This is a genomic window from Bradyrhizobium cosmicum (assembly GCF_007290395.2).
Taxonomy (GTDB): Bacteria; Pseudomonadota; Alphaproteobacteria; order Rhizobiales; family Xanthobacteraceae; genus Bradyrhizobium; species Bradyrhizobium cosmicum.
This window is the reverse complement of sequence record NZ_CP041656.2, coordinates 2,009,994-2,024,544: the sequence shown is the minus strand read 5'-3', so window position 1 is coordinate 2,024,544 and position 14,551 is coordinate 2,009,994. Positions and strand designations below refer to the sequence as shown.

Sequence of the window (14,551 nt, the reverse complement as noted above, 5' to 3'; positions counted from 1 at the left end):
GCTTGCCTCAATTGTGGTCAAGCAGCCCCTCACGCTTCCCGGATGTGACACCGGCACGACGAAGCCCGGGGGCAGCGCGACCACGACAAAGCATTAAGCTTCCCGTGCGTTCGCAACCAACAAGCACCTTCCCGATTTACTATTCGTATCGTTACTATCGGTTCCAATGGTGCGCGGCCGGGGCGTCTCGTGAAGGCCTTGGCTTACGCCGGAATTTGGCTTGCGCCAGAGTGTGGGAGGATGAACATGAGTGCCGCCGGAAATGAGCCGCTCGCCCGCCAGGCCCTTGCCTTCGTCCTGGCTGGCGGCCGCGGCAGTCGGCTGCTGGAGCTGACCGACCGGCGCGCCAAGCCCGCGGTCTATTTCGGTGGCAAGTCCCGCATCATCGATTTTGCGCTGTCGAACGCGGTGAACTCAGGCATCCGCCGTATCGCGGTCGCGACACAATACAAGGCGCACAGTCTGATCCGGCATCTCCAGATGGGCTGGAACTTCTTCCGCCCCGAGCGCAACGAGAGCTTCGACATCCTGCCGGCAAGCCAGCGCGTGTCGGAGAACATGTGGTATGTCGGCACGGCCGATGCCATCTACCAGAACATCGATATCATCGAGGCGCATGCCTGCCGCTTCATCGTGGTGCTCGCCGGCGACCACATCTACAAGATGGACTACGAGGTGATGTTGCGGCAGCACGTCGAGAGCGGCGCCGACGTCACGGTGGGCTGCCTCGAGATGCCGCGTGCGGAATCCTCCGGTTTCGGCATCATGCATATCGACGAGAACGGCTGGATCCAGGAGTTCCTCGAGAAGCCCACCGATCCGCCGCCGATGCCGGGCAAGCCCGACGTCTCGCTCGCCAGCATGGGCATCTACGTGTTCGACGCGAAATTTCTGTTCGACGAGCTGAAGCGCGACGCCGAGGATCCGAACTCGAACCACGATTTCGGCAAGGACATCATTCCCTACATCGTCAAGAACGGCCGGGCCATCGCTCACCAGTTCTCGACCTCCTGCGTGCGGACCGGGACCGAACCGCGCTCCTACTGGCGCGACGTCGGAACGGTCGACGCCTATTGGGCCGCGAATATCGACCTCACCGACGTCGTTCCGGAACTCGATTTGTTCGACCGCGCCTGGCCGATCTGGTCCTATTCGGAGATCACGCCGCCCGCCAAATTCGTCCATGACGAGGAGAGCCGGCGCGGTTACGCCGTGAGCTCGCTGGTCTCCGGCGGCTGCATCATTTCCGGCGCATCGCTGCGTCGCTCGCTGCTGTTCACCGGCGTGCGCATCAATTCCTACGGCAATGTCGAGAACGCGGTCATCATGCCCTACGTCAACGTCGGCCGCGGTGCGCGGCTGAAGAACGTCGTGATCGACCGCGGCGTCGAGATCCCCGAGGGGCTCGTCGTCGGGGAGGATCCCGAACTCGACGCAAAGCGCTTCCGCACCACCGAGCAGGGCATCTCGCTCATCACCCAGCCGATGATCGACAGGCTCAATACATGACGCCTGTTCGCGTCCTCGCGGTCGCCTCCGAAGTCTACCCCATCGTCAAGACCGGCGGCCTCGCGGATGTCGCCGGCGCGCTGCCGCTGGCGCTGAAGGCGCACGGCGTCGAGATGCGCACGCTGATGCCGGGCTATCCCGACGTGATGCGCCGGCTTGCCGGCGCCGACGAAATCCGGCGCTGGCCGGATTATTTCGGCGGACCGGGACGCCTGCTCGCCGGCTCGCATGACGGGCTCGATCTGTTCGTGCTTGATGTGCCGCATCTCTATGCGCGGCCGGGCAATCCCTACGTCACCCCGGAAGGCACCGACTGGCCCGACAACGGCCTGCGCTTCGCCGCGCTGTCGCGGATCGCGGCCGATATCGGCCATGGCCTCGTGCCTGCCTTCGTGCCCGACATCGTGCACGCCCACGACTGGCAGGCCGGGCTCGCGCCGGCCTATCTGCACTATGACGGTCGCCCGCGCCCCGGCACCGTGATGACCATTCACAACATGGCCTATCAAGGCAAGTTCGACCGCGATCTGGCAAGCGCGATCGGCCTGCCCCGGGATGCCACGTTCGATGTCCACGGCCTCGAATATTTCGGCGGCATCAGCTTCCTCAAGGCAGGACTGCAACTCGCCGATCGCATCACCACGGTATCGCCGACCTACGCGCGGGAGATCCAGAGCGACGAAGGCGGCATGGGATTCGGCGGGCTGCTGCGCGAGCGCGCCGGTGTGCTGAGCGGCATCCTCAATGGCATCGACACCGAGGTGTGGAATCCGCAAACCGATCCGCACATCGCCTACCGCTTCGGCACGAACGACCTGACGTTCCGGGCCGCGAACAAGGCCGTGCTTCAGCAGCAGTTCAATCTCGATTGCTCGGACGAGGCGCCGCTGCTCGGCGTCATCAGCCGCCTGTCCTGGCAGAAGGGTCTGGACCTTCTGCTCGAGACCGTTCCCACGATCCTGGGAGAAGGCATGCAGCTCGCCCTGCTCGGCAGCGGCGACCGCGATCTGCAGGATCGCTATCAGGCCGTCGCCCGTGCCAACCCCGGGCGGATCGGAGTCGTGATCGGCTATGACGAAATCCTGGCGCATCTGATCCAGGCCGGCTCGGACGCGCTCATCGTGCCGTCGCGCTTCGAGCCGTGCGGCCTAACCCAGCTCTGCGCGCTGCGTTATGCGGCCGTGCCGATCGTGTCCCGTGTCGGCGGTCTCGAAGACACCATCATCGATATCGGCGAGGCCGACGCATCGGACCGGGACGCCACCGGTTTCAAGTTCACCCCCGTCACCGCGGATGCTCTCTCCGGCGCGCTGCGCAAGGCCAACGCCGCCTTCCGCAACAAGGGGGCCTGGCGCCGGCTGCAATTGAGCGGCCTTGCCACCGACGTCTCCTGGCGCAACCGCGCCGGCGACTATGCCGCGCTCTATCGCGATCTCATCGCGCGACGGGGCTGAGGCTGTCGAATCCATGTTATAAAGCCGGCATGGACCCATTCGCGATCAAGCTGATCGGCTTTGCCGCCGCCACCTGCACCACCATCGCCTACGCGCCGCAGGCCATCAAGGTGTGGAAGACCCGCTCGGCGCGCGACATCTCGCTCGGCATGTTCCTGATCATGGTGCTGGGCCTCGCGCTGTGGCTGATCTACGGCCTGCTCAGCGGCGACGCGCCGCTGGTCGCCGCCAACGCCATCACCATGCTGCTCGCCGGCGGGATCCTGTTCATGAAGCTGAAATACGGGTGAGGCTTTCTTCGCCTCTCCCCGCGTGCGGGGAGAGGCCGGAATGCGCGCTGTAGGCGCGGATTCCGGGTGAGGGGGACTCTCCGCGAATCCGACTCTCACCTTCCTCGCGGAGACTCCCCCTCACCCCAACCCTCTCAGCGCGAGCGAAGCTCGTCGCGGCCCCGCAAGCGGGGAGAGGCGAAGAACGATCGTCACCCAAACACATACGACGCCATCGCCACATTCGCGACCTCGTCGACGAAGACGCGTTTACCAACATCGCTGCCGGCGGCACCGGCGGCCACCATCAGCGGCAGCAGATGGTCCTCGCGCGGATGCGCAAGACGCGCGCTCGGCGCTTTCTCCCAGTCGACCAGCATCGCGTTGCGCCGCGCCGCATCCGGATTGCTGATCGCCTCGTTCAGATAGGCCTCGAAATCATACGAGACGGGTTTTGACTCCGCCCGTCCGAAGCCGCGCATGTTGTGATAGGTGAGCCCGCTGCCGACGATCAGGATGCCCTCGTTGCGCAGCGACGCGATCGCCTGCCCGACCTTGATGTGCTCGGCCGCATCGTAACTCGACTTCAGCGACAGCAGCACGATCGGCATGTCGGCGTTCGGATACATCAGGCCGAGCGGCACGAAGGTGCCGTGATCGAAACCCTGGTTGGCATCCTCACGACAATCGAGGCCCACACCCATGAGCAGCGCCTTCACTATAGCTGCGAGCTCGGGCTTGCCCGGCGCCGGATATTTGAGGTGATAGGTATGCTCGGGGAAACCGTAATAGTCGTACACCATCGGCGGATGCGCCGAGGTCGACACCGTGAAGGCCTCGGCCTCCCAATGGCCGGTGATGACGAGCACAGCCTTGGGCTTCTCGGGGAGAAGCTGCGGCAGCCGGCCGAACTCCGCGGCGGTCCTGGCATATTGCACGCGCCGATCCTCCATGAACGGCCAGGGACCGCCGCCATGCGACAAGAAGAGAGTCGGTAATCGGGTCATGGCTGCAGGCTCGCTTCAAGGACGACATGCGCGTGGTGCAACCACGCGATCGGCGGGAGCATAGGCAACCCGGCATGGTTAGCAAGTCGTTAACGATTTGCCGCCCACAATCCGGCCATGGCCGAAGGAGTCGGCCTGAAGACAAGCGAGACGTGAGATGAAGAAGTTTGCGCTGGGGGACGTCGTCAACAGTGACAAGGGCCGCCGCGGCGTCGTTCGCGCCGCCTACAGGTCCCGGGAAGGCCAGCAGTTCTATGCCGTCGAGAAGGACGGCGCGATCGACCATCTGGAAGAAGACCGGCTGAGCCTGGCGCCGCGCGTCGAGCTCGCGGCTTAAGTCCAACTCATTTTCTGCTCCCACCTGCGAGCCGGTCGAGACGCTCCGACCAGGGGTCGTCTCCGCTCGCGATGCCATCGTTCGTGACCAGCAGCAGCCGATCGCGGTCTGCGGCCCTGTCCCAACGCGGCAGGTCCGGACCGTTCGGATCGCCCGTCCGCGCGAAATTGGTCCAGTAGGCGCGCATGCGGCGTGCGACCTCGCGATCGCCTCGCGAGAGCAGGCCCGCACCGGGCACGCCTTCCACGCCAAAGATGAACTGCAACTCGCGCCCGTGCCCTTCGTCGGGATTTTTCCGCCGGGCCTCGGGCACGTAGGCGAAGCGATAGCGAAAGACGGCTGCGCCGGTTGCGGCATGCAGGCGAGCCAGCAGTCGCGCCGGCTCGGAAAACACCTTGTCCGTGTAGAACCTCGCCGCGAGGTCCGAAGGACTGGCAAGGCCCGGATAGAGCCTGCGCAGCTCGTCGATACTCTCGCCCGAAGACGCCAGCGCCGCCTTGATGTCGAGCTCGCCGTCAAAGCCGGTCTCATCGTCGTTCGAGCCAATGATCACAGGAATCCGGCTTTCGTGTCCGGCCGCAAAGCCGGCGGCAACGTCCGCGGTCACCAGACGTCCATCGATCGCCGGGGCGACGCTGCGCGGCGATTCGTCGAGCAGACGGTTTTCGGCAGCAAGGAGCCGCGACGTCTCGACGGCGCGCAAGTCGGCGGGCTCCCCAAGCATGGCGACGAAGTGCCGCCCCATAGCCTCCGCCTCCTGCGCCGGGCGCAGCCGCGCACGACCGGGTATCGATTGCAGAATGGCTTTCTGAAACAGATCGCGCGACTGCGCACACAGCATCAGCAGCGCGATCGACGTGGCGCCGGCGCCGCTGCCGAACAGGGTGACGTTGCCGGGATCGCCCCCAAAGGCCGCGATGTTGTCATGCACCCATTGCAGCGCCGCGATCTGGTCCATCAGGCCGTAATTGCCGGAGCCGCCATCCGACAGCGCCGGATCGGCAAGCCAGCCAAGCACGCCGAGGCGATAGTTCACGGTGACCACGATGAGCCCGGCCTGCGCCAGCTTGGCGCCGTCGAACACCGGATCGTTCGCCGTGCCTCTGACGAAGGCGCCGCCATGGATGAACACCATCACCGGCAGCGGGCCGTCGACCCCGAAGGGACGGAACACATTCAGCGTAAGGCAATCCTCGCTGGCGCCCGGCAGCGACGGCTGAAGACACGGCGCGCCATACTCGTAGGCGGTGCGCATCTCCGAGTTCTCGGCCGTCGGCTGCGGCGGACGCCAGCGCAACGCGCCGACCGGCGGAGCGGCGTAGGCCAGTCCCTTGAAGGACGCCACCTCGCCCTCGACCGCGCCGAGCATCTGGCCTTCACGCGTCAATGCGAATGGAAACTGCCCGACCGCCTGCGCGACGGCCGCACCGTCACCGCAGAGCAGGGAGAAGGCCGCAAGGAATGCAAACAGCGACCGCATCCTGGGAGATCCCGATGCGCGGAAAGGTTCCCGAGCAGGTTACGTCCGCGGACCGAGGCGAGGCAAGCGCTCCCGCAGACCTAGCCGCCCTTGCCGATGATCTCCGCCAGCGCGCGGCGCGCGACGATGCCGAGTTCGCCGAGGGTGGAGCGGCCGGACTGCGCCGCTTCGATCAGCCGCTCGGCAATGAATCTGCGGCTGTCATGATCGCCGCCGTGCGGCAGCTGGCGGCACGTCTCCTCCAGGACGACGTCCATGTTCGCTTTGGTTCGCTCACTCAACTCTGTCATGACGCCCGGGCACGCGTGGCTTGTAGCCGCAAGCATACACAGACCGATGTGGTCTGATTAGACCGGACTATCACGGCGTTGTGCATCGCACTGCGTGTATCGCCGCAACCTTCGCGCGGTCACGATCGCGCCGCAAACGACTACCGAAGATTGCACCTGCTCTGATGACAAGCCGAGCCTGCAGCGCTAGCCTGCCGGCAAAACAAAAGCACGGGAGGAATGCCATGTCTGACGCAATGGTCGCCGCACGTGAGTCCAGCACGGCGAATGGAACAGCCCAACAGGTCGACGTCGCCGTGGTCGGCGCCGGATTTTCCGGCCTCTATCTTCTGCATCGCCTGCGCAAGGCCGGGTTCACCGCGGTCGCGCTAGATGAGGCCGGCGATGTCGGCGGCACGTGGTACTGGAACCGTTATCCGGGCGCGCGCTGCGATATCCAGACCATCGACTACAGCTACACTTTCGATCCGGAACTCGACACGGCATGGACCTGGTCGGAGAAATACGCGGCCCAGCCCGAGATCCTGCGCTATCTCGGCTTCGTCGCCGACCGCTACGATTTGCGCCGCGACATCCGCTTCAAGACCAAGGTGACCGAAGCCAGATGGGACGAGAAGACCGAGCGCTGGCAGCTCATCACCGACAACGGCCCGCCGGTCTCCTGCCGCCATTACATCATGGCCACGGGTTGCCTCTCCGCGCCAAAGCCGCCGGAAATCGACGGCGTCAAGGATTTCAAGGGCGAGGTCTATTTCACCGGCCGCTGGCCGCATGACGGCGTCAATCTGGCGGGGAAACGGGTCGCCGTGATTGGCACAGGCTCGTCGGCGATCCAGTCGATCCCGCTGATCGCCGAGCAGGCCGCGCATCTCACCGTGTTCCAGCGCACGCCGAATTTCGCGCTGCCCGCGCATAACGGCCCGCCCCCTGCCGATCGCAAGGAGCTGTTCGAGAGCGACCGCGCCGCCTATCGCGAGCAGGCGCGACAATCGATGGCCGGCGTGCCCTATCCGCAGCAGACGGTCGTGAGCTGGCAATTGAGCGATGCCGAGCGTCGTGAGCGGTTCGAGCGCGCCTGGGCCGCCGGCGACCTCGTCCACATCCTGACGCAGCTCTGGGCCGACCAGGCGGTCGATGTCGACGGCAACAGGATCGTCCAGGACCTGATCCGCGAGAAGATCCGCGCTGCCGTCAAGGATCCCGAGACTGCTGCGGCGCTGATGCCGGACGACCATCCGTTCGGCGCCAAGCGTCCCTGCCTCGACACCAACTACTACGCCACCTACAACCGGCCGAACGTCACGCTGGTCAATCTGCGGCAGGAGCCGATCAAGGCGATCACCGCGAGCGGCATCACGACGGCCAGGCGCAACGTCGACGTCGACATCATCGTGTTCGCCACCGGCTTCGACGCCATGACCGGCGCGATCCGCGCCGTGCATCCGATCACGGGACGCGGCGGCAGGTCGCTCACCGACGTCTGGGCGCAGGGGCCGCAGACCTATCTCGGGCTCACGGTCGAGGGCTTCCCGAACTTCTTCATGATCACCGGCCCCGGCAGCCCGTCGGTGCTGTCGAACATGGCGGTGTCGATCGAGCAGCACGTCGACTGGGTCGTCGATCGCCTTGCCGCACTGCGCGACGCCGGCTTCACCACGATCGAGCCGACCGCGACGGCGCAGGCCGGCTGGAACAGGCACATGGCCGACTGCTCGATGGTGACGCTGCACCGGCTCGCCAACACCTGGTACACGGGCGCCAACGTGCCCGGCAAGGTGCAGGGGCTGATGCCCTACACCGGCGGCGTCGGTCCCTATCGCAGCATCTGCGACGAGGTCACCAGCCGTGGCATGCTCGGCTTCAGGCTGACAGGCCCGAACGTCGCCGCGCAATGCAATGACGGCGAAATCGTGCGTCTGCAGCCTGATGTGCGGCTGGTGCTGAACCTGCTCGCGTCGCTGAACCTGCCGCCGATCGAGTCGATGGGTGCGCAAGGCGCGTGTGCCTTCGTCAATGAGTTCAACAAGGGCCGTCCCGCCGGACGGCCGATCGGCGAGATCGTCGACGGCACGCTGCCGGGCCCCGACGGACCGCTGCCCTATCGCGTCTACAAGCCTGCGATATCAGGACCGCATCCGGTCGTGGTCTATTTCCACGGCGGCGGCTGGGTGCTCGGCGACGAGCAGTCGGACGAGCCGTTCTGCCGCGACATGGTGCGGCGGACCGGCATGATGTTCGTCAGCGTCGGCTATCGTCACGCGCCGGAGCATCGTTTCCCGGCGGCGGCCGAGGACGGCTATGCGGCGACGCGCTGGATCGCCGAGCATGCCACCGAGCTCGGCGGCAAGCCGGGCCCGGTGCTGGTCGCCGGCTGGAGCGCAGGCGGCAACGTCGCCGCCGTCACCTGTCAGCTCGCGCGCGACCGCGGCGGGCCGCAGATCGCGGGCCAGTTGCTGGTGTGCCCCGTCACCGACTGCAGCTTCGATCGTCCCTCCTACAACGACAATGCGACCGGCTATTTCCTGACGCGTTCGCTGATGTACTGGTTCTGGGATCTGTACTGCTCGCCGGCCGACCGCACCGATCCGCGCGCCTCGCCGCTGCGCGGCAAGGTCTCGGGCCTGCCGCCCGCTTTCGTGGTCACCAGCGAGTTCGATCCGCTACGCGACGAGGGCATCGCCTATGCCGAGGCCATGGCCGCCGCGGGCGTCCCGGTCGAGCAGCTCAAGGCGCGCGGTCATTTCCACTCGTCCTTTGCGATGGTGGACGTGGTGATCACCGGCGTGCCGGGCCGAGTGCAGATGGCGCAAGCCTTGCGGCGCTTCGCCGGGCTTCCGCCGGAGATCAGTCGCGATGACGAGTACAGCCAGGGTCAACCCAGCCCGGGGCACAGAATCGCGGCGGCCGCGAGCTGAGGACGAACAGGCTGCCGGGAACCTTTTCCCGGCAGCCGCGTTAGGCGCTCGTGGCATTGAGATGCAATGAGGTTGTGAGCCCCGGCTCGTGAGTGTGCGTGCTGGGGTTCTTTTTGCGTGAGGCGTTGCGATGGGTAACATGGTGACGGATTCAAAGGTCGATTTCGGTGCGCTCGCGGTCCTGCATAAATGGCCGTCGCTAGCGAACCAGCGCCAGCCGGACCGGGAGCCCTACCAGGTCAGCCAGGGCACGCTCGACCAGTGCATCTCGGCCTTCATGGAAAAGCCGGCGACGACCAGGCATCTCTATGAAATCCACACCGCGGCGCAGCCGCCTCTGGTCACGGACATCCTCTCATCAGAGCACGTCACCGAGCTATCGCGATTAAGAGAATTTCTCTGACAGCGTGGCCGGACGCTGGGTGCGCACAGGCGACAAGCTTCTCACCTGCTTTCCGACTTCGGCTGGAACCTTCGTCAGGTTCTTCCCGTTAACCGGGATCGGAAGCCAAAGCGTGAGTGTCTGAGATGCTTGGAGCTGGCGTGCCAACCCCGGTCGTGCCCTATGGCGCAGACCAGACCCTGTTCGTGGTGATTGATCGCCTCGGCAAGGCCAACGAAATTCGCATCGAGCGCAGCGATCTCGAAGCCACGATCGGTGAGCTCGTCGCCGGCTGCTTCAACGATCCGATCAAGGTGATCTCGTTCAACACGCTCGAGCACTGGACCAGGGATATCTCGACCGATGTCGCGGGCGAGATCCGGGCGCGTTGCGACATCGACGGCGTGGCCCTGCCCGACTACCTCAGCGATTTCGTCCAGAACCACACCTGATCGCGCGTCGTTCGCCATAAAGCGCAGGCAACAAAAAAGCGCCGCTTCCGCGGCGCTTTTCGTGTGGCAACACTATCGTTTGGGCATGATCTTATCGGGAAACCGCTTAACGCTTTTCCGGATCATGCTCTAGTGATGCCAGAACAATGCCAGCAGCAGAACGATCGGCAGCGGCACACCAAGCATCCAAAGCAAAGCACCTTTTCCAAAGCCCATGACTTCCTCCTCTTCAATCATATTCATGACGCAGAAAAAGGAGAGAAGTTCCGCGCCTGGAAGCGAGGGGGAATGCACTCAGAGCATGGTTCTTACGGAACTTTCATGCGCGACGGGGGCTGCCGGCGATGAGCTCGATCTCGCGGCGGCGCTCGCCGGCAAAGCTCAGGAGTCTCTCGATAGTCAGCGTATCCGTGATCCGTTTGGCGAGCCGCTCGGCGCGCGCGGCCTGATCTTCGAGATACTGGATCGTGTTCAAACGCCGCCTCCCCCAAGAGCCCAAATCGTTCGGGCATCCATGGTGCGACAGGGCGGCTAACAGGCGGTTAAGCGCGCCGTCTCGATGACCATGACGATCGAATTATTGCACGACGTCGAGCCGGACATTGGTGATGCCCTTGTCCATCATGCCGAGCGCCTCGGCTGCGGACGGCGAGATGTCGACGACGCGTCCGCGAACATAGGGCCCGCGATCGTTGACCCTGACGGTCACGAAACGGCCGGAGGAAACGTCGGTGACGCGCAGCTTCGTGCCGAACGGCAGTGTCGGATGCGCGGCGGTCAATTCGTTCTTGTCGAACCTCTCGCCACTCGCGGTCTCCGTGTCCGAATAGAAGCTGGCGACACCGTGCGACACGCCTTGCTTGGCGTCACCGTCAGGCACCCGCACCCGGCTGATCGGCCGCGGGTGCAGCGCCGCCACCCGGTGCGGCCGCTCGACGGCGGCCTGACGGTTGGTGCCGGCAAGATCGGCCTTCTGGCGGCCGACCGGTGATTGCGCGCAGGCGGCGAGCGACGCCGCAGCGGTGACCGCGAGCAGCAACCGGCTCGAGGTTGCCAGCGAACTCCGGGCAGTTTCGGCACGTGCAAAGCGAGACATGATGCGCCCTCCGAACACGCCTCAAGTTTCGGTGGGCAATCAGGGCAGAACCTTGGCTGAAGAACAGCAGGGCTGAGGCCAAGGCCAGAGCCAAGCCGTTTCGCGCCGCCTGTGACGATTCCACCACAGTGACGTGTCCCGAATCGAGACAGATAGCCGCCTACAAAGCTGCCGTGCCGTCTTGCTGGGGAAGGATGAGTCGCTCAACCAGGAGCCGGCGAGCTCCTGGGGACTGTCTTGTTACGCCGCCGCAGTCCGGTATGTCTGACGGCCTAGTATTTCGGCTCGTACATCTGCGACTGGACCAGGCCCTTCACGTCGTTGGGCGCGGGTCCGTCCGCCAGCCCGCGCTGGAAGGCCACGTCTGCGACGGCGGCGGCGATGCGAACCGAAACCTCGCGGATGCGCGGGAGCGCCGGATAGAGGCTTCCCTGCGCGAGATCCTCCTTGCCGACGCAATCGGCGAGCGTATGGGCGGCGGCCATGAACATCTCGTCCGTCACCAGCCGCGAGCGGCTCGCGATGACGCCGAGGCCGACGCCGGGGAAGATGTAGGAGTTGTTGCCTTGGCGCGGCACGAAGGTGCGTCCGTTGAGCTTCACGGGGTCATAGGGGCTGCCGCAGGCGAACAGCGCGCGGCCCTCGGTGTAGCGGTAGGCATCCTCCGCCGAGCATTCGGCCTTCGAGGTCGGGTTGGAGAGCGCGAACACGATCGGCTGCTCGTTGAGCGCGGCCATCGTCTTCAGCACCTCGGGCGTGAAGGCGCCGCCGACCGCGGCGACGCCGATGATCGCCGTCGGCTTCAGCGTCTTGATCGCGGTGAGGAAGTCGGCGATCGGCGCCTGGTCGGAATGGGCATAGCGGAGCTTGTGGCCATGGAGGCCTTCGCGACTGCCGACGACGAGGCCGCGGGAATCCACCAGCCAGTTGCGCCGAAGCGCTTCCGCCTCGGAGAGCCCCTCGGCCATCATGGCGGAAACGACGAGATCGGCGATGCCGGTCGCGGCCTCGCCCGCGCCGAGGAACAGGATGCGCTGGTCCTTCAGCTTGCCGCCGTTGACGCGCAGCGCCGAGAACAGGCCTGCGAGCGCCACCGCCGCGGTGCCCTGGATGTCGTCGTTGAAGACGCAGGCATCGTCGCGGTACTTGTGCAGCAGCTTGAATGCCGAGTGATTGGCGAAATCCTCGAACTGGATCAGCACGCCCGGGAACGTCTTTCGCGCGGCCACCATGAATTCGTCGACGAAGCTGTCATACGCCTCGCCGGTGAGCCGCCGCTGGCGCAAGCCGAGATAATAGGGATCGCTCAGCAGCTCTTCGTTGTTGGTGCCGACGTCGAGCACGATCGGCAGGCATTGCTCGGGATGCACGCCGGCGCAGGCCGAATAGAGCGAGAGCTTTCCGACCGGAATGCCCATGCCGTTGGCGCCGAGATCACCAAGCCCAAGGATGCGCTCGCCGTCGGTGACGACGATGAGCTTTGCGGGATTGGGCCAGTTCTTCAGAATGTCCGCGATCTGGCCGCGATCGCGCGAGGAGATGAACATGCCTCGCGGACGCTGGTAGATCAGGCCAAATTTCTGGCAGGCAAGCCCGACCGTCGGCGTGTAGATGATCGGCTGGATCTCGTCGATATTGTCGACCACGACGCGGAAGAACAGCGCCTCGTTGCGGTCATGCAGTGCGTTCAGCGCGACGAATTTCTCGAGGTCCGTCGGCAACATGCGCAGGTTGGTGAGCACGCGCTCGACCTGCGTCTCCATCGTCAGCACACAAGGCGGCAGCAGGCCGCGCAAGCCCAGCGCGGCGCGCTCAGCTTCCGTGAAGGCGGTGCCCTTGTTGAGCAGGGGATCGCGCAGCAGCGTCATGCCGTGCGCGGTGTCGGATGATGTCGGATGGGCACTGACCCGAGCAGGTCTATTCACGAATTCCCCCAGGGAGCTTCTCATTGAACCGCTGGCATTGTCGGCCAGTGGTCCCCTTATATCAAGGATGCAGCCTCTCGGGCATTGATTGTGATCTCGCACCGCAGCGAGAATGGCGCGCGAGAAAAGGTTAACGGCGAAATCGCTGGCTCCCCATGGTGAGAGGGCGAGAGCAGAGTCCGCTCTCTCCTCGTCATTCCGGGGCGCGCGTCAGCGCGAGCCCGGAATCCATTGCACGGCGGTCTCTGCAGCCCGATGGATTCCGGGCTCGCGACTTCGTCGCGCCCCGGAATGACGAGAGAGCTTTGCATTCTGCGGGCGTGAGAGAGTGTGGTGCGACAGCACTATTCCGGCTTGATATCCGCAGCCTTCACGATCGGCCACCACTTTTCAGTCTCGGCTTTCTGGAAAGCTCCGAGCGCCGCGGGCGTTTGCTGGTCCGGCGGCGGTATCTCCTGCCCCAATTCGCCGAAGCGCGCCTTGACGGCGGGATCGGCAAGCACGGTGACGATCGCCGCGTTGAGCTTCGTGACGATGTCCTTGGGCGTATTCTTCGGTGCCCAGATGCCGTGCCAATAGGAAATATAAAGCCCGGGCAGCCCCGCCTCGTCCACGGTCGGCACGTCGGGCGCGGAGGCCAGCCGTGTCGGCGAGGTCACCGCGAATGCCTTGATCGCGCCGTTCTTGTATTGCGGCAGCGAGTTCGAGGCCTGGTCGAACATGATGTCGATCTGGCCCGCGACGAGATCGATCATGGCGGGCCCCGCGCCGCGATAAGGCACGAACTGGAAGTCGGTGCCGGTCTTCTCCTTGAAGAAGACGCCGGCGACATGCGCGCCGGTGCCGGCCCCGGCCGTGCCCGCGGTCGCCTTGCCGGGGTTGGCCTTCAGCCAGGCGATCATCTCCTTCAGACTGTTGGCCTCGAGCGACTTCCGGCCGACGATGAGCTGCGTACCCATCGCGATCGTCGCGACCGGCTCGAAATCGGCCAGCACGTCATAGGGCAGCTTGAAGATCGCGCCGTTCAGCACATGCGTGCCCCAATGGCCGATCGTGATCGTCGTGCCATCAGGCGTCGCACGCGCGACACGGGCGCCGGCGATGGTGCCGGAGGCGCCGGCCACATTCTCGACCACGATCGTGGTGTGCAACTCGGCCGCGATCCGTTCCGACAGGATCCGAGCCAACGTATCGGTGGGCCCACCTGCCGAAAACGGCACCACGAGGGTGATGGGGCGCGACGGAAATGGCTGGGCTCCCGCCGATGCAGTCCATACGCATCCGAGCAACGCGCAAATGACGATCACATGGCCGCGCAATCCGGCCCACAGCCCCCGCATTCGCCTCTCCCTACCCTTTTTGTCGCCCGCATGTCGTCAGCAGGCTGGAAGTGGAGTGAACGATGTGGGGTGCGCGGAGGCAAGCGGTAAGTTTA

General features: G+C 65.1%; 15 protein-coding genes. 7 read left to right on the top strand and 8 right to left on the bottom strand.

Annotated elements, in window-relative coordinates; translation table 11 throughout:
* Positions 1 to 246 precede the first annotated feature (246 nt).
* The 3 genes from glgC to FNV92_RS09500 are packed head-to-tail and all read left to right on the top strand — an operon-like array spanning position 247 to position 3,253.
* The gene (gene glgC, locus FNV92_RS09510) at positions 247 to 1,509 is read left to right on the top strand and encodes a glucose-1-phosphate adenylyltransferase (protein ID WP_143841200.1); all 1,263 of its coding nucleotides are present in this window, start codon (positions 247 to 249) and stop codon (positions 1,507 to 1,509) included.
* Positions 1,506 to 2,963 (top strand): glycogen synthase GlgA, encoded by a 1,458-nt coding sequence (glgA, locus tag FNV92_RS09505; protein ID WP_143841201.1) that lies wholly within the window; start codon positions 1,506 to 1,508, stop codon positions 2,961 to 2,963. Before glgC ends, glgA begins: the two co-directional genes overlap by 4 nt.
* A 29-nt stretch (positions 2,964 to 2,992) precedes the next feature.
* Positions 2,993 to 3,253 (top strand): SemiSWEET transporter, encoded by a 261-nt coding sequence (locus tag FNV92_RS09500; protein WP_015684419.1) that lies wholly within the window; start codon positions 2,993 to 2,995, stop codon positions 3,251 to 3,253.
* A gap of 191 nt (positions 3,254 to 3,444) precedes the next feature.
* On the opposite strand, the gene FNV92_RS09495 is transcribed toward FNV92_RS09500, so the two are convergent.
* Entirely contained in the window at positions 3,445 to 4,239 is a 795-nt protein-coding gene (locus FNV92_RS09495; RefSeq protein ID WP_143841202.1) for a DODA-type extradiol aromatic ring-opening family dioxygenase, read from the bottom strand.
* A gap of 157 nt (positions 4,240 to 4,396) precedes the next feature.
* Here FNV92_RS09495 and FNV92_RS09490 point away from each other — a divergent pair, with 157 nt between their 5' ends.
* On the top strand, positions 4,397 to 4,576 hold the full coding sequence (locus FNV92_RS09490) for a hypothetical protein (protein WP_015684417.1): 180 nt from the start codon (positions 4,397 to 4,399) through the stop codon (positions 4,574 to 4,576).
* Positions 4,577 to 4,583: 7 nt separating this feature from the next.
* On the opposite strand, the gene FNV92_RS09485 is transcribed toward FNV92_RS09490, so the two are convergent.
* Together FNV92_RS09485 and FNV92_RS09480 are read right to left on the bottom strand one after the other, a co-directional pair.
* Positions 4,584 to 6,056, bottom strand: coding sequence for a carboxylesterase/lipase family protein (locus FNV92_RS09485; protein WP_143841203.1), 1,473 nt, complete (start codon positions 6,054 to 6,056; stop codon positions 4,584 to 4,586).
* 80 nt (positions 6,057 to 6,136) lie between these two features.
* A complete protein-coding gene (locus FNV92_RS09480) occupies positions 6,137 to 6,382 on the bottom strand; it encodes a hypothetical protein (RefSeq protein ID WP_015684415.1) in 246 nt (81 codons plus the stop codon).
* 188 nt (positions 6,383 to 6,570) lie between these two features.
* On the opposite strand from FNV92_RS09480, the gene FNV92_RS09475 reads away from it, so the two are divergent.
* From FNV92_RS09475 to FNV92_RS09465, 3 genes are all read left to right on the top strand, one after another.
* Positions 6,571 to 9,261: a flavin-containing monooxygenase gene (locus tag FNV92_RS09475; protein ID WP_143841204.1), complete on the top strand. Its 2,691-nt coding sequence runs from the start codon at positions 6,571 to 6,573 to the stop codon at positions 9,259 to 9,261.
* 130 nt (positions 9,262 to 9,391) lie between these two features.
* Positions 9,392 to 9,664 (top strand): hypothetical protein, encoded by a 273-nt coding sequence (locus FNV92_RS09470; protein ID WP_143841205.1) that lies wholly within the window; start codon positions 9,392 to 9,394, stop codon positions 9,662 to 9,664.
* Between the two features lie 125 nt (positions 9,665 to 9,789).
* Complete coding sequence (locus tag FNV92_RS09465) at positions 9,790 to 10,095, top strand: hypothetical protein (protein ID WP_041748130.1); 306 nt, start codon at positions 9,790 to 9,792, stop codon at positions 10,093 to 10,095.
* A gap of 129 nt (positions 10,096 to 10,224) precedes the next feature.
* Here FNV92_RS09465 and FNV92_RS09460 read toward each other — a convergent pair whose 3' ends face one another.
* The 5 genes from FNV92_RS09460 to FNV92_RS09440 form a co-directional block, all read right to left on the bottom strand.
* Positions 10,225 to 10,389 (bottom strand): hypothetical protein, encoded by a 165-nt coding sequence (locus tag FNV92_RS09460; protein WP_168213219.1) that lies wholly within the window; start codon positions 10,387 to 10,389, stop codon positions 10,225 to 10,227.
* Positions 10,390 to 10,414: 25 nt separating this feature from the next.
* The gene (locus tag FNV92_RS09455; protein ID WP_015684411.1) at positions 10,415 to 10,570 is read right to left on the bottom strand and encodes a hypothetical protein; all 156 of its coding nucleotides are present in this window, start codon (positions 10,568 to 10,570) and stop codon (positions 10,415 to 10,417) included.
* A gap of 102 nt (positions 10,571 to 10,672) precedes the next feature.
* Positions 10,673 to 11,191, bottom strand: a complete 519-nt coding sequence (locus tag FNV92_RS09450; RefSeq protein ID WP_143841206.1) for a septal ring lytic transglycosylase RlpA family protein — start codon at positions 11,189 to 11,191, stop codon at positions 10,673 to 10,675.
* Between the two features lie 272 nt (positions 11,192 to 11,463).
* The gene (locus FNV92_RS09445; RefSeq protein WP_244623803.1) at positions 11,464 to 13,059 is read right to left on the bottom strand and encodes an NAD-dependent malic enzyme; all 1,596 of its coding nucleotides are present in this window, start codon (positions 13,057 to 13,059) and stop codon (positions 11,464 to 11,466) included.
* Between the two features lie 401 nt (positions 13,060 to 13,460).
* Positions 13,461 to 14,456 (bottom strand): tripartite tricarboxylate transporter substrate-binding protein, encoded by a 996-nt coding sequence (locus FNV92_RS09440; RefSeq protein ID WP_143841208.1) that lies wholly within the window; start codon positions 14,454 to 14,456, stop codon positions 13,461 to 13,463.
* Between the last annotated feature and the right edge of the window lie 95 nt (positions 14,457 to 14,551).